This window comes from Amycolatopsis sp. NBC_01307 (assembly GCF_035975215.1).
Classification (GTDB): Bacteria; Actinomycetota; Actinomycetes; order Mycobacteriales; family Pseudonocardiaceae; genus Amycolatopsis.
Genome location: NZ_CP108403.1, coordinates 1,092,390 through 1,118,093 on the forward strand (window position 1 = coordinate 1,092,390; position 25,704 = coordinate 1,118,093).

Genomic DNA, 25,704 nt, shown 5'->3' on the forward strand with positions numbered 1-25,704 from the left:
CGGTCGAGTTTCGGGGCACCCGCGCGAGCGACGACGGCGTGCCTGGCGAGCGCGAGGCTCGCCAGGCACGGGGCGTCAGGCCGGGTTGTCCAGCGTCAGGGCCGTGCAGCGGATGCCGCCGCCACCCTTGCGCAGCTCGGTGGTGTCCAGCTGCACCACCGCCAGGCCCAGGGACCGCAGGTCCGCGGCCAGGCGGGGCGCGCCGCTGGTCATGGTCACCGTGCGGCCGTCGCTGATCAGGTTCAGCGCGAACGCCGCCGCCTCGTCCGGGGCCACCTCGATCAGGTCCATGCCGAGCCCGCGCAGCGTGCGCAGGCTCGGCGCGTCCAGCGCCTGCGGGTTGTACGCCAGCACGCGGCCGGGGTGGATCACCGCGACCGCCAGGTCCAGGTCGTACCACTGCGGGCTCGTGGTCCGGAGGGCGACGACCTCGTAGCCGAGGTGCCGCGACAGCGTGTCGAGCGCGCGGAAGTCCGTGCGCTGGCCGTGGGCGCTGAGCAGCAGGTCGCCGCAGGCCAGCGCGTCACCCTGGCCGCTGAAGGCGTACGGCGTCTCCGCGACGTCGAAGCCGTTTTCCTCCAGCCAGGCCCGGTGGTGCGGCGTTTCCGCGGCCCGCTCCGGCGGGAGGGTGGCCAGCACCGCGCGGTCGCCGCGGACGACCGCCGCGTTGGCCGTGTAGGTCATGTCGGGGCAGCCGGGGTCGGCGTCGACGAACTCCACCTTGCGGCCGGCGGCCAGGTGCGCGGCGACGATGCGGTCGTGCTCGGCGACCGCGGCCGCGACGTCGGGCTGGACGCCGACGTGCATATACGGGTTGATCTCGTAGTCGATCCGGAAGTAGTCCGCGGCGCACATCAGCAACCTGCGGTGGGAGACCGGGGCTTCCTCGGTGGTGGCCGGGGAGACACGCGGGACGGTGCTGGTCATGGTCACTCGTTTCGTCGGGCGGGCGGTACGGGCTGGCGGGGCGCCCTCGAGTGGGGGCGCCCGGCCGGATCGGTGCTGTACCGCGGGTTCGCCGCGTCCGGACGTACGACGGTGGACGTCCGAAGGCGGCCGGTGGGGCCCGGCGAATCGAGCGGACCGGGTCAGCCCAGGCCGCGGAGGCGGAACAGCTCGATCGTCATGAGGTGCTGCGCCCGAGCCGCGTCGAGGCGCTGGGCGATCGTCGTGGCCGAGGTCGCCGGCCGCATCGCCGAGGACACCGCGCGCACCAGTTTGGTGATCATCACATCTCCATTCGATTCTTTCCCCGGCCGGGTTTCCGATCTCCGGCCCGGGGTCATCAGATTGCCCGGGAGCGTGGCCGGAGGTCTGGCCAGATCCGGACAGCTTCGCCGCTTCGGCGGCGACAATGGGTGAAAGCACGTGGAGGTTCCCGATCTTGGTCGATTAACCGCGCCGGGCGCGGGAACGGCAGGGGAATCAGCGGTTGGCGTTCAGGAACCCGATCACGACGGCCCCCCACCAGCACAGCTGCGAGATCGCCGTGGTGAGGCCGCCGCGCACGAGCAGGCGCCGGGGGACGGGACCGGCCACGACGGCCATCCGCTTGCCCAGCTCCATGACCTGGACGCCGTTGACGGTGAGCACGGCCACCAGCGCCAGTTTCACCACCGTGGCGGCCGCGTGCAGGTTCGGTTCGAGCAGCGCGCCGCTGCCGACCAGGCCCGTCAACCCGGCCCACACCAACAGGTGCAGCCGGGAGGTGCTGCGGACGGCTTCGGCGAACGTCGAGCGGCCGAGCACCCACAACGCGAAGAAGTAGTCGGCCACCAGCACCGCGCCGAGACCCAGGACGAGGGAGGCGAGGTGGGCGAACAACGCGATGGTGTGCCACGCCGCGTTCGGGTGCGCCACCGAGGAAACCCAGATCGCGGCGACGAGCAGCATGATCGAAGCAGCCATCGCGAGATAGGGCCTGTAGTGTCGGAAATCGGTCGGCCGCACCACCCTGGGCGGCAGCTCTTCCGCCGGCGCGAGACGCGGGCGGATCGGGGTGCCGGCCGGGCGGTGGCGCTCGGCGGCCCGGCCGGCCCCGTCGGGCTCCGGAATCCTTACGGGGATGCCGTTGTCGAGCATGTCCTGTCCTTCCGGAAAACGGCCGGCGAGGCCGTGAAGGGGCGGGGGCCGGGTACGAGGTCCTGCCGGCGTCGGCGTGCGGAATGCACGCCGGTTCCCTGCTGATTACAGGCCATGGCGGACTTGGCTGGGAGCGTTGTCCGGAAAGGACAATCAATCGGCTCTTCCCGAGGACGCGCGGGAGGGGACAAAGTGTTACAGGTACGGCGAATGCCGACGTGAGGGTGCGATTGACCGCACCCGGATGGCCGCCCCGGAATCGCGGCGAAATGATGCGTCACGGGACGGCGTGCGTCGTTGCCGGGCCGTCCGGTGGCGCGTCAGGCGGACACGGGCCCCGCCATGGCCCGGTATTCGTGGCCGTGCGGCTGCTCGATCGTGCTGAGCACGAAGGCGCGCATGGGCTGCGGCAGCCCACGGCCGTCGAGGTACGGGTCGGCGTGGGAGAGCAGGCCGGCGTCGGCGATTTCCTCGGCCAGCTCGTCTTCGCCCGGAGGCAGGGACCCCGGCGTGCCGGCCGGGGTCCGGGCGAGCTGGTGCAGCAGTTCCCGTGCGGGCGGGCTGAGCGTGCGGTAGGCGGACTCCAGGGAGTACCGCATGGACAGGTCCCCGACACTCAGCCAGTCGACGGTGTTGTCGTTCAGGCGCCACTCTTCGACGACGCGGCGCAGGGTCAGGTGCGGCCGTGAGGCGATCTTGCGGATGGCCAGGTCGAGCGCGAGCGGCAGGTCCCCGCACAGCTCGGCGAGCCGTGCGCAGTCCTGCCCGGCGGTGACGGCGAGGTGCGGCAGCGCGGCGGTGATCATCGCGATCGAGTCGCCGCGTGACAGCGGGGTCAGCTGCAACCGGTCGACGTCGCGCAGGCCCAGCAGCCGCTTGCGGCTGACCAGCAGCGTGGTGCTCGTGGTGGTCTCGGCGAGCAGCGGGCGCACCTGCTGCTCGTCCTGCACGTTGTCCAGCAGCACCAGGAGCCGGCGATCGGCCAGGAGCGTGCGGTAGACCCCGGCGCGGTGGTCGAAGCTGCCGGAGAGGTCCTCGACGCCGAGGGCCCGCAGGAAGCCGTCGAGGACGTCGCCGGCCTCCGGTGCGGCCGGCGCGCCGGCCAGGCCGTGGCGCAGGCCGCCGAGGTCGGCGTAGAGCTGCCCGTCGGGCAGGTCCGCCGCGACCGAATGGGCGTAGTACAGCGCGAGATCGCTCTTGCCGACCCCGGCCGGGCCGCTGATCACCATGGGCGTGTCCCCGGGTGAGCGCAGCCACGCCAGCTCGGTCGTGCGGCCGGTGAACCCCCGCGGCCGCTGGGGTAGTTGAGCCGGGTGCGACGGAACCCCGCCGCGCCGCTGGAACAGTGCCGGTCTTCTGGTGCGCCCCCCGATCGAGGGCTGCGTATAGCCGCCGGTGGCGACGTGCCAGTGCCGCCGCCACGCCTCGTCGTCGCCGCCGCACGCGGCGACGAACGCGAGGGTCACCTGCAGCGACGGCATCCTGTTGCCGCTCGCCGCGCTCGAGAGCACGGACGACGAGAACATCGCCGACCGGGCCATTTCCCGGTATGTCGGATTTCCGGCCCGTGCTCGCAGTTCGCGCAATTCCCGAGCGAACTGGGTGGCGACGCCGCCGGACGTGTTGACGGGCTTTTCCGGTCTGCCCATGTGAATCCCCTTCCCCTTACTCACTCAGCGTCGCTGACGGCGGCTGGTATCTCTTCCGCTGCATGGCGGTGTCGTTGGCCCGTTCGTGTATTGTGTGCCTGATTTTCCGGCGAATTCCGGTGATCTTTTACATCCATCGCGTGAATTGTGCGAACGCTCGACGGCCGCCCGCGCGGTGCGGGCGGCCGGGGCGCTGCTGTGGTGGTCAGGCTACGGCGACGCGTGCGCGGGGGGCGGTCATGCCGAGCAGGGCGCACAGCGCCGCCACCAGGCCGAGCGCGCCGCACAGCCACCAGACCCCGTTGCCCAGCGCGACCCACGTGGCGACGCCGAACAGCGGACCGAGTGCCATCCCGAGGCCGAAAGTCGCTTGGTGGGCGCTGATGTAGCGCGCCTTGACGGCCGACGGGAAGGACGAGGGGTAGGCGAACATGGTCGGGCCGTTGATCATGATGCCGAAGACGAACACCACCGTACACACGATCAGCGCGACGGCCGAGCCGCCGCTGATGCCGAAGCCGGCGACCCCGAGTCCCATCAGCGCGGTGCCGGCCGTGGCGGCGACGCGCCCCGGCCAGCGCGTGACGAACGACGTGATCTTCAGCTCGCACAGGATGAGCACGGCCGATGCGGTCACGAGCACGACGCTGTAGAGCCACGTCGGGTGGCCTTCGGAGTTGATCTTGAGCGGCAGGGCGACGGTGTACTGGACGTAGACGATCGAGCCGATCAGCACCGACGCCAGGAAGAACCAGAAACGCCCGTCCCGCAGCAAAGTCGCGTACGCCGCCCGGGTGCCGGTATCGGCCCGCTCCGACGGTGCCTCGCGCTCGACGCGGTGGTCGGGCAGCAGCCGGATCGCCAGGAACGCGTAGAGCACCGCGGTGGCCGAGTCGAACCACAGCAGCAGGTTCCAGTCCAGCAGGATCAGCCCGGCGGCGATCAGCGGGCTGAGCGACGCGCCGAGGTTGAGGGCGGTGCGCATCATCGAGAAGCCCATCACCCGATCGTCTGCGGGCATCAGCTCGCTCAGCAGGACCGCCGCCGCGGGCCGGTAGCTCTGGGTCGCGAGACCGGCCAGCAGCAGTGCGACGAGCAGCGCCACGAACATCCCGGGACTGGCGAACAGGGGGACGACGGCGAGGACCACGGCCGAGCCGAGCATCGCGGCGAAGATGGTGGCGCGCGGGCCGATGCGGTGCACCAGCTCCCCGCCGGCCAGCCCGCCGAGGACCGAACCGATGCTGTACGCGGCGATGGCGAGGCCGGCCTGGCCCGCGGAGAAGCCGCGGAAAACCAGGTACAGCACCATGAACGTCTGGACGAACGCGCCGAGCTGGTTGACGAGCACGCCGCCGAGCAGGTACCGCACCGGCGTCGGAGTCCGGCGCAGGACGGCCAGCACGCCGGTGGGTTTGTCGGTGATCGGGGTCACGGTGGAGCCTCCTGGTGGCTTGCGAACGGGTGCGCCGCACCGGAATCGGCCTCGGGCCGAGGAGCGGCGTACACATTCCAGCCGCCGGGCGAGTTGACCGGCAGAGTTGTCTCCTCCGGAAAATCAACTCGGGGGCGATCCGCGGTGCGAGGAATTCGGAGCGTGACCCTTCGGTCGCGCAATTCACCGCACAAGCGTCCGGCCGGACGCAGCGATTGCTGCATCCGGCCGGTGCGGGAAAATCAGAGCCCGACGATCTGCTCGTGATCGATTTCGACGAATTCCAGGATCAGGTCGGCGAACTGGCCGGCGATCAGCTTCTGGTAGGCGGCCGACCCGGTGTGGGCGTCGTAGGCGGCCTGGTCCGCGAAGTGTTCGACGAACAGCAGGTAGTCCGGCTTGGCGGGGTCGCGGTAGACGCGGAAGGACAGGGTGCCGTCCTCCTGCCCGGGACCCAGCGGCGCGAACTCGTGCACGAGCTTCTCCGCTTCGTCCTGCTTGCCCGGCTTGAGGGGGATGGGGAACACCTTCGCCAGCATCGGAGAGCCTCTCTCTAGTGCGGTGCGCGTCCGGCGCGCCGCCGTTGAGGAAGACTCTGCCGGGCGCGAGCGGCCGAGTCTGGTCAGATCCGGACACGATCTCCGCGGCCCGGATACGCCTCCGTGCGGCATGTCCGGATGTGGCTAGCTTCGCGCCCGCGCATCCCTTAGACCTGTGTCATGACGACTTTTTCGGCCGTGGTCACCACCGGCATCTACTGCCGCCCGGGCTGCGGCGCGAAGCCGCTCGCGGAGAACGTGAAGACGTTCGAGCTGGCGGCCGAGGCCGAGGCCGCGGGGTTCCGCGCGTGCCTGCGCTGCCGCCCCTACCGGGTGGCGGGCCCGGTCGGGGCCGAGGCGCCGGAGCTCGTCTGCCGCGCGGTCCAGCTGATCATCGCCGGCGCGCTGGACACCGGGACGGAGGCGGCGCTGGGCGAGCGCCTGGCGGTGTCCCCGCGGCACCTGCGCCGGCTCTTCCACGACCACCTCGGCGTCACGCCCGACCAGCTCGCCCGCTCCCGGCGGGCGCACTTCGCCCGCCGCCTGCTCGACGACTCCGACCTGACGGTCGCCGACGTGGCCTTCGCCTCCGGGTTCGGCAGCCTCCGCCAGTTCAACCGCGACATGAAGCTGGTCTTCCGCGCGTCCCCGGTCGAGCTGCGCAACCGGCGCCGGCGCGCCGACCGGCTCGCCGCGGACGGCGGCCTGGCCATGCGGCTGCCGTTCGCGCCGCCCCTGCACTGGGAGGCGCTGAGCACGTTCCTCGGCGAGCGCGCGGTCCCCGGCGTCGAGTCGGTGCTCGACGGCGTCTACCGGCGCACGATCAGCATCGACGGCGAGGCGGGCGTCGTCGAGGTGCGCCGCGGCGGTGACGACCACCTGCTGCTGATCGCGCACATGCCGTTCTGGGAGGGCATCATCCACGTCGTCGACCGCGTCGGGCGGATGTTCGGCGTCGACGCCGACACCGCCCCGGCCGAGGCCGCGCTGCGCGACGACCCGGTGCTGGCCCCGCTGCTGCGCGCGCGTCCCGGCCTCCGCGTCCCCGGGGCCTGGGGGTTCTTCGAGATCGGGGTGGAGGCGGTGCTGAGCCAGCGCAGCGCCCGGCCGCTGGTCCGGCGGCAGCTGGCCGCGCTGGTCGAGGCGGCCGGCACCGCGGTCCCCGGCCTGGAGGACGGGCTGACCCACCTCTTCCCCTCGGCCGAGACGCTCGCGCACGCGGACCTGGCGGGCGTGCTGCCCGCGGCCACCGCCAAGACGGTGCGCGGGTTCGCCGCCGCGGTCGCCGCCGACGAGACCCTGCTCGACGGCGGCACGAGCCTGGCCGACTTCACCGCCGCGCTGACGGCCGTGCCGGGAGTGGGGGAGTGCGCCGCCCACCAGATCGCGCTGCGGCTGGGCTACGCCGACGCGTTCCCCGCCGCCGACCGGACGCTCTGCACGACGCTGCTGGCGAACGACATCCTCGACGACAGCGAGGGCCTGGCGAAGGCCTGGCACCCGTGGCGCGCGTTCGCCGCGACCCACCTGATCGCCGCCGGCGTCCCCACGCTGGCGGCCTGACCTACCGCGGCTGGTCGTGAGTGGTTAGGGCGGTTCTAACCGCCCTAACCACTCACGAGAGCCGCGGCAGACCCACCGAAGTAACCGAAGGAACGAGGAGAATGTCCATGGACAGCGTCCAGCGAGGGCTCGCCGAAACACTGCGTGCCCTGCACCACGACCGCACGCTGGTGCTGCCGAACGCCTGGGACGCCGCCAGCGCGGCCCTCATCGCGCAGGCAGGGGCCCCGGCGATCGCCACCACCAGCGGCGGGGTCGCCTGGTCGGCGGGCCGGCCCGACGGGCACGGCCTGACGCGCGCCGAAATGGCCGCCCTGGTCGCCCGGATCGTGCAGGTCGTCGACGTCCCGGTGACGGCCGACATCGAAGGCGGCTACGGCCCGTCCGACGACGACGTCGCCGCGACCGTCGCCGCGATCGTCGAGGCCGGCGCCGTCGGGATCAACCTGGAGGACTCGACCGCGCCCGGCGGGCCGCTGTTCGACGTCCCCGCCCAGGTCGGCCGGGTCCGCGCGGCCCGCGACGCGGCGACCGCGGCCGGGCTGCCCGAGCTGTGGATCAACATCCGCACCGACGTCTACCTCTTCGGCATCGGTGAGGCCGAGGGACGCCTCGACGACGTCCTGACCCGGGCGGGCGCCTACGCCGCGGCCGGCGCCGACAGCCTGTTCGTGCCGGGCCTGATCGACCTGGAGACCCTCGGCCTCCTGGTCAAGGAGAGCCCGCTGCCGGTCAACGTGATGGTGTGGCCGGGCGCCCCGAGCGTCGCGGAGCTGGAAGCCGTCGGCGTCCGCCGGATCAGCGTCGGCACCGCGATCGCCCAGGCGGCCTACGCCGTCGCCCGCAACGCCGCGGTCGAGCTGCTCGGGCACGGCACCTACAGCGCGCTCGAGGGCGGCCTCGACTTCGGCGCCGTGAACAGCGCCGTCACCGGCTGAGCGCAGCCGACCGGCCGGCGGGCCGCGACGGGACCTGCGGGTCCCCTCGCGGCCCGCCGTCGTTACCCACTCGTCTACCTCAAATCACACGGTATTGATTTTCCTTGGTGGCCAATGGTTTCCATCAATTAAACGGAAGCCTTGAATCACTTCCAACGCGGCCGGACCGAGTCCGCGACCTGCAGTTGGAGCCCCGAGGAAGTGATGAGATGACCGTTGTCGAGCCGCTGTCCGTGCCCGAAGGTGACGTCAGGCCGCCCGATACCGCCGCGGAGGTCCTCGCCCGTGCCCAGGCACTGGCGCCGGTGCTCCGGGAGCGCGCCGAGGAGATCGAGCGGGCCCGGCGGCTGCCCGCCGACGTCGTGGAACTGCTGCGTGCCACCGGAGTCTTCCGGATGGGGTTCGCCAAGGACCGCGGCGGCCCCGAGCTGACCTCGGCCGAGCAGACCGAGGTGATCGAGGCCATCGCCTACGGTGACGCCGGCGCCGGGTGGTGCGCGATGATCGGGTCCGACACCGGTCTCTACGCGTCCTTCCTCGACCGCGCCGTCGCCGACGAGATGTTCCCCAGCCCGGACGTGGCGACCGCGGGCCTGCTGTTCCCCAACGGCCGCGCGGAGATCGTCCCCGGCGGTTACCGCCTCACCGGCCGCTGGCAGTTCGGCAGCGGCGTCACCCACGCCGACTGGGTCGTCTCGGGCGCCTTCCTCTACCGCGACGGCGCACCCGAGCCCGGCGCCGACGGGGCCCCGCACGACTCGATCCTGCTCATGGTGCCGAAGTCCGACGTCGAGGTGCTCGACACCTGGCACACCACCGGTCTCGCGGGCAGCGGCAGCTGCGACTACACGATCACCGACGTGTTCGTGCCCGCCGAGCACACGCTGGTCTTCTCGGACGTCCGCAGCGGGACGGGCCCGCTGGCCCAGCCCGAGGTGCACATGCGGAACATGCCGGGCGTCGCGCTCGGTGTCGCCCGCGCCGCGCTGGACCACGCCCGTGACCTCTCCGTCGCCGCCGGCCGCGCGGAGGACTACCGCACGCAGGTCACCCTGGCCGACTGCGAAGCCGACTTCAACGCCACTCGCGAAGGCGTCTACGGCGCCCTTCGCCGCCAGCACGAAGTCCTGTCCGCGGGCGGCACCCTGGACGACCTCACGCCGTCCGAGCGCGCCGCGCTCCCGCTGTCGCGGCGGCACGCGTTCCGCACCGCCCGCTCGATCGTCACCCGGCTCTACGACCTGGTGCAGACGAGCGCGATCTACCGGCCCTCGCCGCTGGACCGCTGGCTGCGCGACACCACCACGATGTGCCAGCACATCGTGGCGCAGGACCGGATCCTGCAGACCGCCGGCGCCCACCTGCTCGGTGGCCGGCCCGCGTTCCCGCTGGCCCTCGGGATCACCTCCAGCCGGCGCTGACCCACCCCGAACCACCCCGATCCGCCCTCCACCTAAGGAAGAAACCGATGCGCAAGCTCAAGGTCGCCGTGTGCGCGGCCGCCGCACTGGCTGTCACGCTCTCCGCGTGCAGCACCCCGGGCGGCACGACCGCCGCCAGCACCCCCGACGGAGCCGCGGCCCCCGCGGCCGCCGCCGCGAACATCGACCGCGACGCGGTCGTCAGCTACAGCGAGACCGAGCCGGCCGCCCCGCTGGTGCCCGGCAACACCACCGAGGTCGGCGGGATCAGCGTGCTGGGCACGCTGTTCCGCGGCCTCATCGAGTACGACGCCAAGACGGCCGCCCCGCACAACGCCGTGGCCGACTCGATCAGCACGACCGACTCGAAGACCTGGACGATCAAGCTCAAGTCCGGCTGGACGTTCCACGACGGCACCCTCGTCACCGCGAAGAGCTTCGTCGACGCGTGGAACTACACCGCCTATTCGCCGAACCTGATGGCGGGCGCCAGCTACTTCTCCCACGTCCAGGGCTTCGCGCAGGTCAACAACGCCACCTCGGACGGCAAGCAGCCGGCCACCCTGCCGGCGAGCAAGGAGCTTTCGGGCCTGAAGCTGGTCGACGACAGCACGTTCACCGTCGCCCTCGACGCGCCGTTCTCGGAGTTCGGCGTCCAGCTCGGTTACGCGGCGTTCTTCCCGCTGCCCGCGAGCTTCTTCGCCGACCGCAAGGGTTTCGAAGCTCACCCGATCGGTGATGGGCCGTTCAAGTTCGAGTCGTACACGCCGGGCAAGGACCTCGTCGTCAAGCGGTTCGACGGCTTCGCCGGCACGCAGAAGGTGAACATCGGCGGCATCGACTTCCGCTTCTACACCGACCTCGACAAGGCCTACGCCGACGTCCTGGCCAACAAGCTCGACTTCCTGTCGTTCACGCCGTGGACCTCCACCCAGGGCGGCAAGATCAAGAAGGACCTGCCCGAGAACCGGCGCAAGACCTACACCTACCTCGGCTACCAGGCCATCGCGTTCCCGCTGTTCGACAAGCGCTACGACAACCCGCAGTTCCGCCAGGCGATCTCCATGGCGATCGACCGGAAGTCGATGATCCAGCAGGTCTTCAACGGCGGCCGCACCCCGGCCGACGGCCTGGTCGCCCCGAACGTCCAGGGCCACCTCGACAACCAGTGCGGCGAGCTGTGCACCTACGAGCCGCAGAAGGCCAAGCAGCTGTTCGACGCCTCCGGGTTCCAGGGTGACATCGAGCTGACGTCCAACATCGACTCCGGCAACCAGGAGTGGATGGAGGTCATCTGCAAGCAGATCCAGGCTTCGCTGGGCCGCACCTGCAAGTTCACCCCGCAGACCACCCTCGGCGACTTCCGCTCGAAGCTGAACGACCGGAGCGTCACCGGCATCTACCGCTCGGCGTGGGTCGCGGACTACCCGTCGATCGAGAACTTCCTCAACCCGCTGTTCCGCACCGGTGCCGCCTCGAACGTCGGGCAGTACTCGAACCCGAAGGTCGACGAGCTGCTCAAGGAAGCCGACGCCGCGCCGTCGCAGCAGCAGGGCCAGGCGCTGTACCAGCAGGCCGAAAAGCTGGTCCTGCAGGACATGCCGACCATCCCGATCTGGTGGCAGTCCGGCACCGCGGCCTGGTCGACCCGGCTGCACGACGTCCAGCCCACCCAGTTCCGCGAGCTCGACCTCTTCAGCGTGACCGTCAGCAAGTAGTCCCCGTGCGGCGCGCCGGGACCCGGCGCGCCGCACCCCGAGATGGAAAGCAGGCACGTTATGACCGTCCACGAGGTGGATGTCCTGATGATCGGGGCCGGCCCGGCGAACCTCGCGCTGGCCGTGGCCATCGAGGAGTGCGGCCGGTCCGATCTGGCCGGCGGCGCCATGATCCTGGAGCAGCACGAGGACGTGAAGTGGCAGCGCAACCTGATGCTGCCGTGGGCCCGCAGCCAGGTGTCCTACGTGAAGGACCTGGTCACCCTGCGCAACCCGCGCAGCCGGTTTTCGTTCCTCAACTTCATGCACGAGCGCGGTGAGCTCGACGAGTTCGTCAATCTCGGCACCTTCAACCCGTTCCGCTGGCAGGTCTCGGCGTATCTGCAGTGGGTCGCCGACTCGCTCGAGCGCGTCCGGGTGCGCTACAACGCCCGCGCCGAGCGGATCCTGCCGATCCACTCCGAGTCGGGCGCGGTGCTCGGCTTCACCGTCCCGCTGTCCGACGGCGACACGGTCCTCTGCCGCGACCTGATCGTCGGCGGCGGCCGCGACGCCCACGTCCCGGAGGTCTTCCGCGGGCTGCCGGCCGAGCGGGTCGTGCACAGCACCGAGTACAGCACCCGCGTCGCCGACACGGTGGCGCAGGCCCGCCCGGGCAAGCCGCTGCGGCCGGTCGTGGTCGGCGGGGCGCAGAGCGCGGCCGAGATGTTCATGGCGCTGCACGAGCACGCGAAGGGCTCGTCCCCGACGATGCTGGTCCGCGCGATCGGCCTCAAGGACTACCAGACCAGCAAGTTCGTCAACGAGCTGTTCTTCCCGTCCTTCGTGGACGAGTTCTTCACGATGACCGACGAGGCGCGGGCGCGGGTGCTGGAAGAGATGCACCTGACCAACTACGCCGGCCTCGCGGCGCCGTTCCTCGAAGAGCTGTACACGATGATCTACCGGCAGAAGATGCAGGGCCTGCCGGTCTCCACGATCCGCGCGCTCAGCGAGGTCGTCGGGGCCCGCGCGGCGGAGGTCGAGGGCGGCGGCGAAGAGGTCGTGCTCGACGTCCGCGACCTCAAGCACGGCGGCATCGAGCAGATCCGCTGCGACGCGGTGTTCCTGGGCACCGGCTTCGACTCGCGGATGCCCGCGATGGTCCGCGGCCTGGCCGACTCGATCGGCCTGGACACCGTCTCGGTCAACCGGCAGTACCGCGCCGAGCTCGGCCGGGAGGCCCACGGCGCGCTGTACCTGCAGGGCGTCAACGAGGCCACGCACGGCATCTCCGACTCGCTGATCAGCGTGCTCGCCCAGCGCTCGGCCGACATCGTCCGTGACATCGTCGACCGCCGCGAAACGGGCACGGGTCCCGACGGTGGCCGCCGCACCTCCGGCGAGTCCGTGGTGGTGGCGGCATGATCGACGTCCGCAGGCTCGACCGCGAGCACCTGGAGCGCGCGTACGGGCTCGACTCGCAGCGGCTGCTGCCCTGGCCGGAGCTCAACGCGCCGTTCGAAGGCGCCTGGTGCGTCCTGCGCCCCGGCACCACCTCCACCCCGCACGCCCACCACGAGTACGAGATCTTCATCGCCGTCCACGGCGCGGCCACCCTGATCGTCGACGGCGAGCCGCACCCGTTCACCGCCGGCGACATCGTCCGGCTGCCGCCCGGCTCGACCCACTGCGTCACCAACGAGGGCGACGCGGACTTCGAGTACTACGGCGTCTGGTGGGACGCCGAGATGACGGCCCAGTTCGCGGCCCGCCACGAAGCGAGCGTGTCATGAACACGCGGACCGTGGTCATCTCCCCGGCGCCGACGGCGAACGGGGACCTGCACCTCGGCCACATCGCCGGCCCGTTCCTGGCCGCGGACGTGCACACCCGCTACGCCCGGGCCCAGGGCCGGGAAGTCCTGCTGGGCACCGGTTTCCAGGACACCTCGACGTTCGTCGTGACGACCGCGCACCACCGCGGCGTCACCCCGGCGGAGCTGGTGGCCACCTCGGCCGCGCAGATCGAGGCCAGCCTGGCCGCGCTGGGCATCGGCGTCGACGGCTACACCGGCGACGACGACCGGTTCACCAAGTGGGTCGTCGACTTCGTCGGCCGGCTCCACTCGGCGGGCAAGCTGGAACTGCGCACGATGAAGTTCCCGTACTCCGAGCGGACCGGCGAGTTCCTGCTGGACGGCTTCGCGGCCGGCGGCTGCCCGGAGTGCCTCGCCGAAAGCTGCGCGGGGCTCTGCGAGAGCTGCGGGGCCCTGGTGGCGGCGGGCGAGCTCCTCGGCGTCCGGTCCACTTTGGACCCCGAGGACCCCGTGGTGCTGCGCGAGGCCGACGTCCTCGTGCTGCCGGTCGAGCGCTACCGCGAGCAGCTGCGGGCGCACTTCGCGGCGAACGCCGCCGGGATGCGGCCGCACATGGCGCAGGCGATGGCGCAGATGCTGTCGCGGCCGCTGCCGGACTTCCCGGTGACCTACCCGATCTCCTGGGGCATCAAGGTGCCCTTCCCGGAGGTCGCGGGGCAGGTCGTCAACCCCAACGCCGAGCCGATGGCGTGGAGCATGCACTGCACGGCGCTCGCGGCCGAGCAGCGGGGCGTCGCGGCCGGCACCGAGGACGCGCTGTGGCTCGCCGGGGCCGGCTCGGAGATCGTGTACTTCCTCGGGTTCGACAACATCTACCCGTTCGCGATCGCCGGCCCGGCGATGCTGCTGGCCTTCGACGGCCAGTACGACCTGCCGACGCGCTACCTCACCAACGAGTTCTACGAGCTGGACCACCGGAAGTTCTCCACCAGCCGCGGGCACGTGGTGTGGAGCCGGGAGCTGGCCGCCGAGGTGCCGCGGGACCTGATCCGGTTCCACCTGGCCGCGACCAGCCCCGAGCACCAGCGCACCAGCTTCAGCCGGGACGCGCTCGCGCGGGTCACCGGCACCCGCCTGGTCGAACCCTGGAACCGCGTCGCCGACAAGGTGAACCGGTGGATCGGCCTCGGCCCGCTGGCGGTGTCGGAACGCTCGCGCCGCGGCGCGGCCCGGATGGCCGAGCGCTTCGCGGCGTCGTACGAGCTGGCCGGGTTCAGCCTGAACCGGGCCGCGGAGACGATCACCGACCAGCTGGCCCGGCTCGACCGCCGGGAGGTGACCGGCGCCGACGCCGGTGACTTCTGCTTCGAGGTCGACCGGCTGCTGCGCGCCGCCGCGCCGATCCTGGTCGACCTGGCGGCGGCGGTCCTCGGCGAGGACGCCGGGGCGGCCCCGGCCGACGTGGACTCGTTCACGCCGGCCGCCCTGCCCCGCCTGCGCCCGGCGGAGGCCGGGCGATGAGCGCCGGCACCCGGCAGGGTGGGCTGAGCAGCGCGGTCGTCCTGGGCGAGAACCCGGCGGTGACCGGCGGTGGCCGGGACGGTGGCACGGCGGTGCTGCTGGGCGAGAGCCCGGCGGCGACCGGTGTGGTGCCGGACGTCGCGGAGGTCGTCCTGGCCGGTGCGGACCGGACGGCGAACTCCGCCGCCCGGCCCGGCGCGGCCGCGGCCACGCCGGGCGGCGACTGGGCGTGGACCGGTGGCTCCCGGCGCGGCGGCCTGCGGGTCGTGGTGGTCGGCGGCGGCATCTCCGGGCTGCTCACCGCGATCCGGTGCGTCCTGGACGGGCACCGCGTGGTGCTGCTCGAGCGCGGCCCGGTGCCGCACCCGGGCGCCACGTCGTTCGACCAGCACCGGGCGCTGCGGGCCCTCGTCGTCGGCGACACGGCCGCCACGCGCCAGGCGGCGGAGCTGCACCGCCACTGGCGCGAGCTGGACGCGCTGCTGTGCGACCACCTGCCGGGTGCCGGCCTCTACCGGCGGGTCGGGGTCCTCCAGGCCCTGCCCCCCGGCCAGGTGCCCGCGGCGGTCGCCACGGCGTCGGCCGCGGGGGTGCCGATCCGGATCGTGCACCCGTCGGCGTACCCGCTCGTCGGGTTCCCGCGGGGCAGCGGCGCGGTGCTCGAACCGCACGCCGGGACGCTGCTGGCCGACCGGATGCTGCACGCGGCGGCGCGCTGGCTGCGCCACCACCCCGACGCCGAGCTGCGGCCCGGCCGGGAAGCCGTCGGCATCGACCCGGACCGCGCCCGCGTCCGGCTCGCCGACGGCACCACGGTGACCGGTGACGTCGTGCTCGTCGCCGCCGGCCCGTGGACCGGGGCGCTGGTCGACCGGCCGGTGGCGTTGCACCGCCAGACGATGGTGTACCTGCGCCCGCCCGCCGCGCTCGCCCACGCGTGGGCGGCGACGCCCACGGTGGGCGGGATCGGCACCGACGGGCGGGCGTGGCTGCTGCCCTCGGTGGCGGGCACCCTGCTCAAGGTGAGCACCGACGCCGTGCGGCGCGAGGTGACCACCCTGTCCGGGCCCGACGACGACGCGGGCTGGGCCGCGCGGGTGCTCGCCGCCGGCGTCGTGTCCGATGTGGACGGATACGACGTGGTGCGGGTCAAGCACTGCCACTACGCCACGGCCGCCGACGGCAACACCGGCTTCGTCCGGGTCGGGCCCGCGGTGTGGGCCCGCCCGGCCAGCGGCGGTGACGGCTTCCGCACGGCACCGCTGGCCGCGGACGCCGTCGTCGCGCAGCTGGCCGGCCAGGCCACCGCCGTCGGCACGCTCGCCTGATCGCCGTCGTCTCAACCACCTTCCCCTGAACACTTTCCGACCGGAGGAACGTCTTCCATGACCTCGACCGCCCCGGGTGCGCTGCTCGTCATCGGCAGCGGGCTCAAGCTCTACCGCGAATACCTCGTCCGCAGCGTGTCCGACCGGGCCCGTGAAAACGGGCTGCGGCTGGTGCTGATCAACAACCTCAACCCGACCTGGCAGCACGAGTACTTCGACGACATCACCGTCGTCAACGTCTTCGACCACGCGCTGCTCGCCGAAACCGCCCGCAAGCTGGCGACCGAGTACACGATCGCCGGCGTGCTCTGCTGGGACGAGCCGCTGGTGATGCCCGCGGCCGAGCTGGCGGCCGAGTTCGGCGTGCCGGGCCTGAGCATCCCCGGCGTGCACGGCTGCCGCGACAAGCACAGCTGCCGCGTCCGGCTCACCGCCGCCGGCCTGCCGCAGCCCGGCTTCCACCTGGCCGCCGACCTCGACGACGCCCGCGCGGCGGTCGCCCGCATCGGCTTCCCGGTGGTCGTCAAGCCGCGGGCGCTCGGCGCCAGCATGGGCGTCTCCCTCGCCCGGGACGACGCCGAGTTCGACGCCGCCTACCGCGTCGCCCACGAGGCCAGCCTCGTCGGCGACGAGCCCTACCGCGGCGGCGCGATCATCGAGGGCTACGCCGACGGTCCGGAGATCAGCATCGACGGCGCCGTCCACAAGGGCGAGTACCTGCCGATGTTCATCGCCCGCAAGAGCACCGGCATGCCGCCGTTCTTCGAGGAGACCGGCCACGTCGTCGACTCCGCCGACCCGCTGCTGAAGGACGAGGAACTGCTGGGCGTGCTGGCCAAGGCCCACCACGTGCTCGGCATCGAGAACGGGATCACCCACACCGAGGTCCGCCTGACCCGCTCCGGCCCGGTGATCATCGAGGTCAACGGCCGGCTCGGCGGCGACCTCATCCCGTTCCTCGGCAAGACCGCGACCGGCATCGACCCGGGCAGCGTGCTGTTCGACGTCGCCACCGGGCAGCGCCCGGACGTCTCGCACAGCCGCGAGGGCGTCGCCGGCATCCGGTTCGGCTACCCGGACCACGACTGCGTCCTGCACTCGATCTCCGTCCCGACGGAGGCACCCGGGCTGGTCACCGCGTCCCCGATGGCGGAGCCGGGCACCACGCTGCGGCTGCCGCCGGGCGGCTACATCGCCCGGCACTCGTTCGTCGTGTGCCAGGCACCCGACCGCGACACGTGCGAGCAGCGGCTCGCGCACGCGGCCTCGCTCGTCGAGGTGGGTTCCGAGGACATCGAGCCCCCGCCCGTCGGCACCACGCTGGCGATGCCGGCCGGACTCCTGGACGTGGACGAATGAGCGTCGACTACCACGGCCGCCGGTTCCGCGCGCTGGGCGGCGGTGACGGCACGTACGCCGAGTACCACCAGCACGGCGACCTGGTCTGGGCCACGTTCGAGGGCGGCCACGTCCGGCGCGGCACCGTCACCGGCGTCTGCGGGCCGACCGGCGTGCTGCGGCTGGCCTACACGATGGTCCTGGTGACCGGCGAGGTGATCGCCGGCAACAGCGTCAACACCCCGCAGTGGCACGGCGGCCACCTGGTGCTGCGGGAAGTCTGGGAGCGCCACGGGGACAACGCCGCCAAGGGCGTGTCCTACCTCGAGGAGGTCCTCGCGGCCGAGCTCGAGCTCGCGGGAGCGGCGCGATGACCGCGTGGGACACCCTGCGCGGCCTGGTGGACGGCGAACTCCGGCTCCCCGGCGACCGCGGCTTCGGTGAAGCCACGGTGCCGGTGAACCGGCGGTTCGCCGCCACCCGCCCCGCGGCGGTGCTCTCGGCCGTCCACGCGGGCGACGTCGCCCGCGCGATCGAGTGGGCCCGGACGGCGGAAGTCCCGCTGGTGGCCCGCGGCGGCGGGCACAGCTACGCCGGCTTCTCCGCGAACACCGGCTTGGTGCTCGACCTGCGGCGGCTGTCCGGGATCCGCGTCGACCGCGGCACCGGGCGGGTCACCGTCGGCGGCGGGACGCAGATGAAGGCGCTCTACGCCGGACTGCGGCCGTGGGACCTGACCTTCCCGCTCGGCAACTCCGACACCGTCGGCATCGGCGGCCTGACCCTCGGCGGCGGCGTCACGACGATCTCCCGCGCGCACGGCATCACCTGCGACGCGCTGGTCTCGACCGACGTCGTCCTCGCCGACGGCACGGTCGTCACGGCGTCGGAAACCGAAAACCCGGACCTGTTCTGGGCCTGCCGCGGCGGCGGGGGCGGCAACTTCGGCGTCAACACGAGCTTCACGTTCCAGGCGCGCCCGGCCCCGGCCGGCTCGACCTGCCTGCTGCTCTGGTCGTGGCCGCACGCGGTCGAGGTGCTGGCCACGATGCAGGTGGTCATGCTGGCCGCGCCGGAGGAGTTCTCCGCGCGGATCGGCATCGCCCGGTCGCCGGGCGGCGACGGCGTCGTCTCCGTGGTGGGCCACCACCTCGGTCCGGCGGCGGAACTGCGCGAGCTGCTGGCGCCCGTGTTCGCCGTCGCGGCCCCCGACCGCGCCGACATCGAGGACCGGGACTTCTGGGAAGCCGCGACGTACCTGCACCACGCCAGCGAGGGCGGGGCGTTCGCGGCCCGGACCCGCTGCACGCCGCACGCGATCGGCGACGACGGCGTCGAGGCGCTCGTCCGGGCCGTCGACAAGTGGCCGGGCAGCGGCAACCCCGACGGCGCGGGCGCCGCGCTGTTCGCGTGGGGCGGCGCGATCGGCCGCGTCCCGGTGGGGGACACCGCGTTCCCGCACCGGGACACCCGGTTCCTGCTCAGCCTCGACACGTCGTGGGCCGAGGACGACGCGCCGGGCGTCGTCCAGGCGAACCTGGACTGGCTCCACGCCCTGCACGCCGAGGCGGGGGAGTTCGCGCCGGACGCGTCCTACGTCAACTTCACCGACCCGGACCTCGAGGACTGGCGCGGCGCCTACTACGGGCCGAACGCCGCCCGGCTCGCCGAGGTCAAGCAGCGGTACGACCCCGACCGGTTCTTCCGGTCCCCGCAAGGAGTCTGACCACCGGCCGGCCCGCTCCGGCGGGCCGGCCCGTACCCCGGGAGCAGCCGAATGTCCCCCGACCTGCGTGGCGTGATGCGCACCTTCGCCACCGGCGTGTGCGTCGCCACCACCTACCGCGACACCCCCGGCGGCCGTCGCCACGACGCCGTCACCGTCAACTCACTGGGCTCGATCTCCCTCGACCCGCCGTTGATCTCCCTGTCCTTCCGCAAGGAGTCGGTGTTCCTCGCCGACCTGCTCGACACCGGCCGCTGGGTCGTGTCGATCCTGCCCGCGAGCGCGCGGGAGCTGGCCGGGCGCCTCGCCGGCCCGCGGTCCTCGCGGGTCTCCGAAATTGCGGTTCTCGAAGCGACTCCGGGGGAGCGGACCGGGGCGCTCGTGCTCGACGGCGCGAGCTGGCTGGAGTGCGCGCTGCGGCAGCCGATCGACCTCGGCGACCACACGCTCGTCGTCGGGGAAGTCCTGGCCACCGGCCACGACCGGCAGTCGCCCGCGCTCGTGTTCGTGCACGGCACCTACCACTCCGTCACCGATCCGCGGCAGGTCTCCGGGCCGGGCCAGTGGGGTGAGGCGGTGGGGTGAGGCGCCCTGGCCCGGCTCGGCGCGGTCGGGCATGCTGAGCGCCCGGCAAGAGGAGACCTGAGACGGTGAACGAAGATTCGATGCGCTGGAACGGCCAGCGCACCGACCGCGTCGACGCGGGGACGCTGCCGGGCCTGGCCCGGCTGACCGGGTTCGTGCGCAGTGTCCGGACCCCGGAGTTCCGGGGCGTGACGTTCCACGAGGTGCTCGCGAAGAGCGCGTTGAACCACGTGCCGGCGGACGCGCGCATGCTGCCGGGCGAGTACACGATGAACCCGTACCGCGGCTGCACGCACGCGTGCCAGTACTGCTTCGCGCGTCCCACGCACACGCGGCTCGGGCTGGACGTCGCCGGTGACTTCGACAACGAGATCATCGTCAAGACGAACATCGTCGAGGTGCTGCGGGGCGAGCTGGCCCGCAAGCGGAAACTCCCGCCGCGCGTGGCTTTCGGCACCAACACCGACGTCTACCAGCGTGCCGAGGGCCGCTACGCGCTGATGCCCGGGATCATCGACGCGCTGACGGGCCACCGCGTCCCGTTCTCGATCCTGACCAAGGGCACGATGATCCGCCGCGACTTGGACCTCCTGGCCAAGGCGAGCCGCGCGACGACGGTGCACCTGGGCGTCTCGCTGTCGATCCTGGACGAACAGCTGCAGCAGTCGGTGGAGTTCGGCACGGCGACCACGACGGCGCGCCTGGCGACGGTCCGCGCCATCCGCGACGCGGGCCTCGAGTGCACGGTGTTCCTGTCGCCGATCCTCCCGCACCTCACGGATTCGCCGGAGCAGCTGGAGGAACTGGTGTCCGCGGTGTCCGAAGCGGGCGCGACGAGCGTGCTGTACCACCCGCTTTACCTGTCGTCGGCGGTGAAGGAAGTCTTCTTCACCTGGCTGCGCGGCGCGCACCCGGAGCTGGTCTCGGAGTACACGCGGTTGTACTCGTCCGGTTCGGAGACGTCCTACCGGCACGAGATCGGGGCCCGGATCCGCCCGCTGATCGCGAAGTACGGCTTCCCGGACCCGGACGAGACGATCGAGGACAAGTTCGCCCTCAACGGCCGCCGGGGCCAACCGGAGGAGGAACCGGCGCAGCAGTCCCTCTTCTGAGGACCGGGCTCAGGCGAGCAGTTCGTCCATCAACGCCCTGATGCGGCCGTACAGCGCGGTTCCCGTGAGCACGGCGACGTCGGCCAGCAACCGCTCGCGGCTTTCCCGGTCGCCCAACGCCGTCGCGAGGTGTTCGCCGCGCCCTTGCGGAGCGAACTGGCTGGCGTTCGCGCCCACCCGCGTGCCCATCGCCCACAGCTCACGCGCGACCGCGGCCTCACCCCGGTAGTCCGTGAATGCCACATTCACGGACACTACGTCCCTCGATGTGGCATTCACGGACTTGCGCGGCGTCGTCGTGGCGGCCAGCTCGGCGCCGCCCATCGCCCAGGCGCCCAGCAGCGGGCGGTCGTGGGCGGTCAGGACTTCGGGGCGCACGGCACGTAGCGTGTCGGCGGCCCGGGCGCCGGCGCCGAGCCACACGTGGAGGACGGCGACCGCGATCCGGAAGACGGCCGGCGGGCCGGCCCGCAGCAACGCGTCCACGTGGGCCGTGGCCTCCTCGGGCCGGCCGCGGCGCCAGGCCAGCTGGGCCAGGCCGAGCCGCGCCTGGTGGACGTCGAGGCCGGCCGAACCGGCGGTCTGCCGCAGCCGTCGCTCGGCCTCGGCGTCGCCGGCCAGCGCCAGCTGCGTGTCGAGCAGCACGCGCGTCGACCGGGCGTCCTGGGCCGCGCCGACCAGCGCCAGGTGCCGCTCGCTGCGGCGCAGCCACTCGTCGGACCCGGTCGTGTGCCCGGCGGCGTGGGCGGCCATCCCCATGCCCCAGTGGTCGCCGATCGCCTCGAACCGGCGGTAGGCCAGCTCGGCGTCGCCGGACCGCCGGGTGCCGGCGTCCTCGACCAGGACGGCCCGGATGAAGTGGCCCATCCCCTGGACGTACGGGTCCGGGTGCGCGACGAGGATCGCGGCGTCGGCCAGGCTCTTGTCGGGGACCGCCTGCTCCAGCCCGGGCATCGCCGCCGCCAGCGCGGCCGTGCGCGGTGAGACGTCGCCGGGGCGCTCCGCGAACAGCGTGCGCAGCGCGCGGCGGGCCAGCACGGTGAGGCGGACGGGCCCGGTGTTGCCCGCGTTGACGCCGATCAGCACGCACAGCCACGCGAGCCGGTCGGCGTGCGGCAGCGGACGCGCAGTGGCCCGGCCGCGCGTGATCGCCGACCGCGCCCGCGCGGCGGGGTCGTCGAGGTGCAGCAGCCTGCGCGCCCACGCGCCGGCCTCGAGGTGCCGGCCGCGCACCGTCCACAGCTGGAACAGGGCCGTGGCGACGTCGACCGCGGCCGGTTCGTCGTCGTGGTCCCACGCCCAGCGGAGGGCGGCGACGAAATTGTCCTGGTCGGCCGCGCAGGCATCCAGAGCTTCGATCTGGGCGGGGCCGACGAAGTCGGGCCCCAGCGACACCGCCCGTCGCACGGCCCAGCCGACCAGCCCGGCCATCGCTTCCGCGCGCCCGGTCGCGTCGAGGCGGGCTTCGCCGTGTTCGCGGACCGTCTCCAGCATCCGGTAGCGGTCGTCCTCCAGCCGCAGCAGCGACTGCTCGACCAGGATCGCCAGCCCCCGGCGGGCGCCGGGGCCCGCGACGGCCTCGGCGAGGTCCGCGGTGAACGGCGCCGGGATGACGGCCAGCCGTTCCAGCAGCTCCCGCTCGCCGGGCTCGAGCAGCTCACGGCTCCAGCCGACCAGCGCCCCCAGGCCGGCGTGGCGTTCGGGCAGCCCGCGCACGGCGTCGTCGAGCAGCGCGAACCGGTTGCCGAGCCCGGCCAGGACGTCGTCGAGCGGCATGGACCGCAGCCGGGCGGCGGCCAGTTCGAGCGCCAGGGGCAGGTTGTCGAGCCGGTGCGCGAGAGCCAGCGCCCGGTCCCGCGGCCAGGCCGGCGTCGCGCCGCCGGCCCGCACGCGGGCTTCGAGCAGGGCGAGCGCCTCGTCGTCGGGCAGCGTCGGCAGCCGGTGGACGACCTCGCCGAGCAGCCCCAGCGGCGCCCGGCTGGTGGCGAGCACGCCGAACCCGGGCGGCGCCACGGCCAGCAGCTCGGCCACGACGTGCGCGACGGCGTCGAGGACGTGCTCGCAGTTGTCGAGCACGAGCAGCCCGTCGAGCCCGGCGCCGAGGGCCCGCAGCCGCTCGTCGGGCCCGAGCGGACGGCGGTCCGGGGCCAGGGTGTCCGGGCCGCCCAGCACCGCGAGCACGGCGGGCAGCACCTCGGCGGGCGAGCGCAGGCCGGCCAGCTCGACCACCCGCACGGGCTCGGCGGAACGGGCGATCTCGGCGGCCAGCCGGGTCTTCCCGGCCCCGCCGGTGGCGACGACGGTCACCACCGGCGCCTCCCGCAGCGCCTGTCTGACGGCGACGAGATCCGGCTCGCGCCCGATCAGCGGCGTCATCACCCGGCGCCAGGCGGCCGGCAGCCCACCGGCCCGGTGCGGCCGCGCCGTCAGCTGCCCGCGCAGCAGGGCGAGGTGCGCGTCGGCGAGCACCGGCGACGGGTCGGCGCCGTACCGCTCGACGAGCTCGCCACGCACCCGCTCGACCACGTCGAAGGCTTCGGCGTCTCGGCCCTGGGCCGCGAGGACCCGCACGAGCAGCGCGGCGGCGGGCTCGTCGGGCGGGACGCGGGTGGCCAGCCGGCGCAGGTCCGCCTCGTCGACCGGCCCTCCACCGGCCAAAGCGGCCTCCGCCCGCAGCGTGACGACGTCGCCGAAGAGCCGGGTCGGCTCCGGAACTTCCGGGAACAACGCCCGCGCCTCGTCGGCGCAGTCTCGCGCGCGCCCCGCGTCGCCTTCGGCCAGCGCCTGCCGGCCACGATCGGCGAGCGCGCGGACGGCGACGGCGTCGAGCTGCACCTCATCGACCGGGATCCGGTACCCACCGGGCCCGGTGCGCACCGGCACCCCGAGCCGCCGCACCCGGCCGACCAGGGCCTGCACCGCACCGGTGGCGTCCTCGGGAGGCGCGCCCTGCCAGACCGCGTCGACCAGCGCGGTCGTGGAAACGGTGCGGCCCCGGGCATCGAGCAGCTCCCGGATCACGGCCGCCAGCCGATCACCCCGCACCGGCCGGCCATCCACCGCCAGAGGGCCGAGAGTCGTGATCCGCACGCCACCATCATCACCCATTCGCCGCGCCCGGGCCCGGGCCGCGGGTTCGCCGGGTCTCCCCGCGCCGCGCGACGACGGTCTGCCGTTGCGCGGCCGGTCAGCGGAAGCCGTGCCCGCCCGGCGCAGCACCTAACCTGCCGCGCGCGGGCCGGGCTGCGGGTTCGCCGGGTCTTCCCGCGCCGCGCGGCGACTGTCCGCTGTCGCGCGGCCGAGTGTCGTGATCCGCACATCCGCATCGCGGGCGGGCGGGTGCCAAGCCCGTCGCTCGGGCCGCGGCTTCGCCGCGCGGCCGGTCGGCGGAAGCCGTCGACCTGCGTCGGCCCGGCGCAGCACCCCCCGCCGCGCGCGGGCCTGGGCCGCGGGTTCGCCGGGTCTCCCCGCGCCGCGCGGCGACTGTCCGCTGTCGCGCGGCCGAGTGTCGTGATCCGCACATCCGCATCGCATCCCGGCGCAGCACCCACCCCGCCGCGCGCGCCCCCCGGGTGACTACTCGGCGAACCTCTCCGCCAGGTTGATCAGGTTCAGGGCCGCGTTGTCGCCCAGCAGGATCGCGTTGTCCGCCACGCCCTGGGCCGCCGATGCGGCGCTGCGTGGGAACAGTGCCTCCTCGTACTCGGCCAGCGCGGCCTCGATGTCGCCCGGGTGTGCGGCGATGGCCGCGCCCAGTTCGGCGCCGTCCTGGAGGGCCAGGTTGGCGCCTTCGCCGTTCGGGGGCTGCAGGTGGGCGGCGTCGCCGAGCAGTGTCACTCCCGGTACCCGGTCCCAGCGGTGCTCGACCGGCAGTGTGTAGTGGCGGCGGTAGACCGGGGCGGTGTCGCTTTCGGTGATCACCGCGGCCAGTTCCGGGGCCCAGCCGTCGACTTCCCGCGCGATGCGCGCGGTCGCCGCCGCGGGATCGGCGAAGTCTATTTCGCCGAACCAGTCCAGCGACCGGGCCAGCCACAGGTAAGCGTGCAGGTTTCCGTCGCTTTCCCGGTGCACCAGGAAAACCTTCCCGCTCGCGCTCTTGTCGAACACCATCAACGCCCCGTCGCCGACGGCTTTCGCGACCCCGGGGTGCCGGTTGTCGGCGTCGAACAGGAAAGTCTCGATAGACGCGTTCCCGGCGTATTCGGGCGTGACGTCGGTGAGCAGCGGCCGGACCCGCGACCACGCGCCGTCCGCGCCGACGAGCAGGTCCGTCACCTCGGTGGTGCCGTCGGCGAAGGTGATTTCGTGCCGGCCTTCGCCGAGGGCGCGCACGCCGTCGACCCGGTGCCCCCACCGGACGGTGCCCGCCGGGAGGGAATCGAGCAGCAGCTGCCGCAACGCGGCGCGCTGCGCTTCGGGACTGCCGCCGGTGCCGTCGTCGGCCTTGTCGTACAGCACGGTCCCGTCCGTCTCGACGACCCGCATGGCTTCCCGGCCCGGCAGGACGATGGCGCGGAAATCGTCGATCAGGCCGGCCGCCCGGAGAGCGCGCTGTCCGTTGTGGTCGTGGATGTCGAGCATCCCGCCTTGGGCGCGGGCCGTCGGTGACGCCTCCGCTTCGTGGACCGTGACCGGGATCCCGTGCCGGGACAGGACCCGGGCCAGGATGAGGCCGCCGAGTCCGGCGCCGACGATCGTGACGGGAGTGCGCATGGGTGCTCCTTCGGTGACGGTGGTGCGAATTGCCACCGAGCGTGTGTGACCCCGCCGACACGGCCCCGACATGACGCCGACATGACACCGACACGCCTTTCCCGGAGATGTCGCCGATACGCATTGGCTGCCACGAGCCTTGCGGATCCGGCGGAATTCGAGTAAGGGCCGGGGATCGCCCGGAAATCGGGGACCCGCGCTGCCCGGCCCGCGACGGCGGCGTTAGTGTCGCCGCCGT

The 25,704-nt window shown here is 73.0% G+C and carries 21 protein-coding genes; 13 read left to right on the forward strand and 8 right to left on the reverse strand.

Annotation, left to right across the window (positions count from 1 at the left end; genetic code table 11):
• Nucleotides 1-75 precede the first annotated feature (75 nt).
• The 6 genes from OG439_RS04425 to OG439_RS04450 form a co-directional block, all read right to left on the reverse strand.
• Nucleotides 76-927: a dimethylarginine dimethylaminohydrolase family protein gene (locus OG439_RS04425; protein WP_326948042.1), complete on the reverse strand. Its 852-nt coding sequence runs from the start codon at nucleotides 925-927 to the stop codon at nucleotides 76-78.
• A 161-nt stretch (nucleotides 928-1,088) separates the two neighbouring features.
• Complete coding sequence (locus OG439_RS04430) at nucleotides 1,089-1,229, reverse strand: hypothetical protein (protein ID WP_247049491.1); 141 nt, start codon at nucleotides 1,227-1,229, stop codon at nucleotides 1,089-1,091.
• Nucleotides 1,230-1,425: 196 nt separating this feature from the next.
• On the reverse strand, nucleotides 1,426-1,908 hold the full coding sequence (locus tag OG439_RS04435) for a hypothetical protein (protein WP_326948043.1): 483 nt from the start codon (nucleotides 1,906-1,908) through the stop codon (nucleotides 1,426-1,428).
• 494 nt (nucleotides 1,909-2,402) lie between these two features.
• Nucleotides 2,403-3,731, reverse strand: coding sequence for a helix-turn-helix domain-containing protein (locus tag OG439_RS04440; protein WP_326948044.1), 1,329 nt, complete (start codon nucleotides 3,729-3,731; stop codon nucleotides 2,403-2,405).
• A gap of 205 nt (nucleotides 3,732-3,936) precedes the next feature.
• The gene (locus OG439_RS04445; protein ID WP_247049497.1) at nucleotides 3,937-5,166 is read right to left on the reverse strand and encodes an MFS transporter; all 1,230 of its coding nucleotides are present in this window, start codon (nucleotides 5,164-5,166) and stop codon (nucleotides 3,937-3,939) included.
• Nucleotides 5,167-5,408: 242 nt separating this feature from the next.
• Entirely contained in the window at nucleotides 5,409-5,693 is a 285-nt protein-coding gene (locus OG439_RS04450; protein WP_247049498.1) for a putative quinol monooxygenase, read from the reverse strand.
• 192 nt (nucleotides 5,694-5,885) lie between these two features.
• Between OG439_RS04450 and OG439_RS04455 the strand changes: the two genes are divergently transcribed.
• From OG439_RS04455 to OG439_RS04515, 13 genes are all read left to right on the forward strand, one after another.
• On the forward strand, nucleotides 5,886-7,268 hold the full coding sequence (locus tag OG439_RS04455) for an AlkA N-terminal domain-containing protein (RefSeq protein ID WP_247049500.1): 1,383 nt from the start codon (nucleotides 5,886-5,888) through the stop codon (nucleotides 7,266-7,268).
• A gap of 107 nt (nucleotides 7,269-7,375) precedes the next feature.
• On the forward strand, nucleotides 7,376-8,206 hold the full coding sequence (locus OG439_RS04460; RefSeq protein ID WP_326948045.1) for an isocitrate lyase/PEP mutase family protein: 831 nt from the start codon (nucleotides 7,376-7,378) through the stop codon (nucleotides 8,204-8,206).
• Between the two features lie 209 nt (nucleotides 8,207-8,415).
• The gene (locus tag OG439_RS04465) at nucleotides 8,416-9,627 is read left to right on the forward strand and encodes an acyl-CoA dehydrogenase family protein (protein ID WP_326948046.1); all 1,212 of its coding nucleotides are present in this window, start codon (nucleotides 8,416-8,418) and stop codon (nucleotides 9,625-9,627) included.
• A 47-nt stretch (nucleotides 9,628-9,674) separates the two neighbouring features.
• Nucleotides 9,675-11,345: a peptide ABC transporter substrate-binding protein gene (locus OG439_RS04470; RefSeq protein ID WP_326948047.1), complete on the forward strand. Its 1,671-nt coding sequence runs from the start codon at nucleotides 9,675-9,677 to the stop codon at nucleotides 11,343-11,345.
• A 60-nt stretch (nucleotides 11,346-11,405) separates the two neighbouring features.
• Entirely contained in the window at nucleotides 11,406-12,752 is a 1,347-nt protein-coding gene (locus tag OG439_RS04475) for a SidA/IucD/PvdA family monooxygenase (protein ID WP_326948048.1), read from the forward strand.
• Nucleotides 12,749-13,120 carry a cupin domain-containing protein gene (locus OG439_RS04480; protein ID WP_326948049.1) on the forward strand — a complete coding sequence of 124 codons (372 nt, stop codon included), beginning with the start codon at nucleotides 12,749-12,751 and terminating at the stop codon, nucleotides 13,118-13,120. Before OG439_RS04475 ends, OG439_RS04480 begins: the two co-directional genes overlap by 4 nt.
• The gene (locus OG439_RS04485) at nucleotides 13,117-14,664 is read left to right on the forward strand and encodes a class I tRNA ligase family protein (protein WP_326948050.1); all 1,548 of its coding nucleotides are present in this window, start codon (nucleotides 13,117-13,119) and stop codon (nucleotides 14,662-14,664) included. Before OG439_RS04480 ends, OG439_RS04485 begins: the two co-directional genes overlap by 4 nt.
• Entirely contained in the window at nucleotides 14,661-15,992 is a 1,332-nt protein-coding gene (locus tag OG439_RS04490) for an NAD(P)/FAD-dependent oxidoreductase (protein WP_326948051.1), read from the forward strand. The genes OG439_RS04485 and OG439_RS04490 overlap by 4 nt, the downstream gene beginning before the upstream one ends.
• 57 nt (nucleotides 15,993-16,049) lie before the next feature.
• A complete protein-coding gene (locus OG439_RS04495; protein WP_326948052.1) occupies nucleotides 16,050-17,351 on the forward strand; it encodes an ATP-grasp domain-containing protein in 1,302 nt (433 codons plus the stop codon).
• Entirely contained in the window at nucleotides 17,348-17,704 is a 357-nt protein-coding gene (locus tag OG439_RS04500; RefSeq protein ID WP_247049516.1) for a hypothetical protein, read from the forward strand. The genes OG439_RS04495 and OG439_RS04500 overlap by 4 nt, the downstream gene beginning before the upstream one ends.
• The gene (locus OG439_RS04505) at nucleotides 17,701-19,056 is read left to right on the forward strand and encodes an FAD-binding oxidoreductase (RefSeq protein WP_326948053.1); all 1,356 of its coding nucleotides are present in this window, start codon (nucleotides 17,701-17,703) and stop codon (nucleotides 19,054-19,056) included. Before OG439_RS04500 ends, OG439_RS04505 begins: the two co-directional genes overlap by 4 nt.
• A gap of 51 nt (nucleotides 19,057-19,107) precedes the next feature.
• Complete coding sequence (locus OG439_RS04510) at nucleotides 19,108-19,641, forward strand: flavin reductase family protein (RefSeq protein ID WP_326948054.1); 534 nt, start codon at nucleotides 19,108-19,110, stop codon at nucleotides 19,639-19,641.
• 65 nt (nucleotides 19,642-19,706) lie between these two features.
• Nucleotides 19,707-20,753 (forward strand): radical SAM protein, encoded by a 1,047-nt coding sequence (locus OG439_RS04515; protein ID WP_326948055.1) that lies wholly within the window; start codon nucleotides 19,707-19,709, stop codon nucleotides 20,751-20,753.
• Nucleotides 20,754-20,762: 9 nt separating this feature from the next.
• Here the strand turns inward: OG439_RS04515 and OG439_RS04520 are convergent, their stop codons facing one another.
• Nucleotides 20,763-23,843 (reverse strand): BTAD domain-containing putative transcriptional regulator, encoded by a 3,081-nt coding sequence (locus OG439_RS04520; RefSeq protein ID WP_326948057.1) that lies wholly within the window; start codon nucleotides 23,841-23,843, stop codon nucleotides 20,763-20,765.
• Between the two features lie 486 nt (nucleotides 23,844-24,329).
• A complete protein-coding gene (locus OG439_RS04525) occupies nucleotides 24,330-25,466 on the reverse strand; it encodes an FAD-dependent oxidoreductase (RefSeq protein WP_326948059.1) in 1,137 nt (378 codons plus the stop codon).
• Between the last annotated feature and the right edge of the window lie 238 nt (nucleotides 25,467-25,704).

What these genes read in the sequence shown, in the direction of transcription:
- OG439_RS04425 (WP_326948042.1), bottom strand. Translation starts at nt 927, where the DNA reads ATGACCAGCACCGTCCCGCGTGTCTCCCCGGCCACCACCGAGGAAGCC.
- OG439_RS04430 (WP_247049491.1), bottom strand. Translation starts at nt 1,229, where the DNA reads ATGATCACCAAACTGGTGCGCGCGGTGTCCTCGGCGATGCGGCCGGCG.
- OG439_RS04435 (WP_326948043.1), bottom strand. Translation starts at nt 1,908, where the DNA reads ATGGCTGCTTCGATCATGCTGCTCGTCGCCGCGATCTGGGTTTCCTCG.
- OG439_RS04440 (WP_326948044.1), bottom strand. Translation starts at nt 3,731, where the DNA reads ATGGGCAGACCGGAAAAGCCCGTCAACACGTCCGGCGGCGTCGCCACC.
- OG439_RS04455 (WP_247049500.1), top strand. Translation starts at nt 5,886, where the DNA reads ATGACGACTTTTTCGGCCGTGGTCACCACCGGCATCTACTGCCGCCCG.
- OG439_RS04460 (WP_326948045.1), top strand. Translation starts at nt 7,376, where the DNA reads ATGGACAGCGTCCAGCGAGGGCTCGCCGAAACACTGCGTGCCCTGCAC.
- OG439_RS04465 (WP_326948046.1), top strand. Translation starts at nt 8,416, where the DNA reads ATGACCGTTGTCGAGCCGCTGTCCGTGCCCGAAGGTGACGTCAGGCCG.
- OG439_RS04470 (WP_326948047.1), top strand. Translation starts at nt 9,675, where the DNA reads ATGCGCAAGCTCAAGGTCGCCGTGTGCGCGGCCGCCGCACTGGCTGTC.
- OG439_RS04475 (WP_326948048.1), top strand. Translation starts at nt 11,406, where the DNA reads ATGACCGTCCACGAGGTGGATGTCCTGATGATCGGGGCCGGCCCGGCG.
- OG439_RS04480 (WP_326948049.1), top strand. Translation starts at nt 12,749, where the DNA reads ATGATCGACGTCCGCAGGCTCGACCGCGAGCACCTGGAGCGCGCGTAC.
- OG439_RS04485 (WP_326948050.1), top strand. Translation starts at nt 13,117, where the DNA reads ATGAACACGCGGACCGTGGTCATCTCCCCGGCGCCGACGGCGAACGGG.
- OG439_RS04490 (WP_326948051.1), top strand. Translation starts at nt 14,661, where the DNA reads ATGAGCGCCGGCACCCGGCAGGGTGGGCTGAGCAGCGCGGTCGTCCTG.
- OG439_RS04495 (WP_326948052.1), top strand. Translation starts at nt 16,050, where the DNA reads ATGACCTCGACCGCCCCGGGTGCGCTGCTCGTCATCGGCAGCGGGCTC.
- OG439_RS04500 (WP_247049516.1), top strand. Translation starts at nt 17,348, where the DNA reads ATGAGCGTCGACTACCACGGCCGCCGGTTCCGCGCGCTGGGCGGCGGT.
- OG439_RS04505 (WP_326948053.1), top strand. Translation starts at nt 17,701, where the DNA reads ATGACCGCGTGGGACACCCTGCGCGGCCTGGTGGACGGCGAACTCCGG.
- OG439_RS04510 (WP_326948054.1), top strand. Translation starts at nt 19,108, where the DNA reads ATGTCCCCCGACCTGCGTGGCGTGATGCGCACCTTCGCCACCGGCGTG.
- OG439_RS04525 (WP_326948059.1), bottom strand. Translation starts at nt 25,466, where the DNA reads ATGCGCACTCCCGTCACGATCGTCGGCGCCGGACTCGGCGGCCTCATC.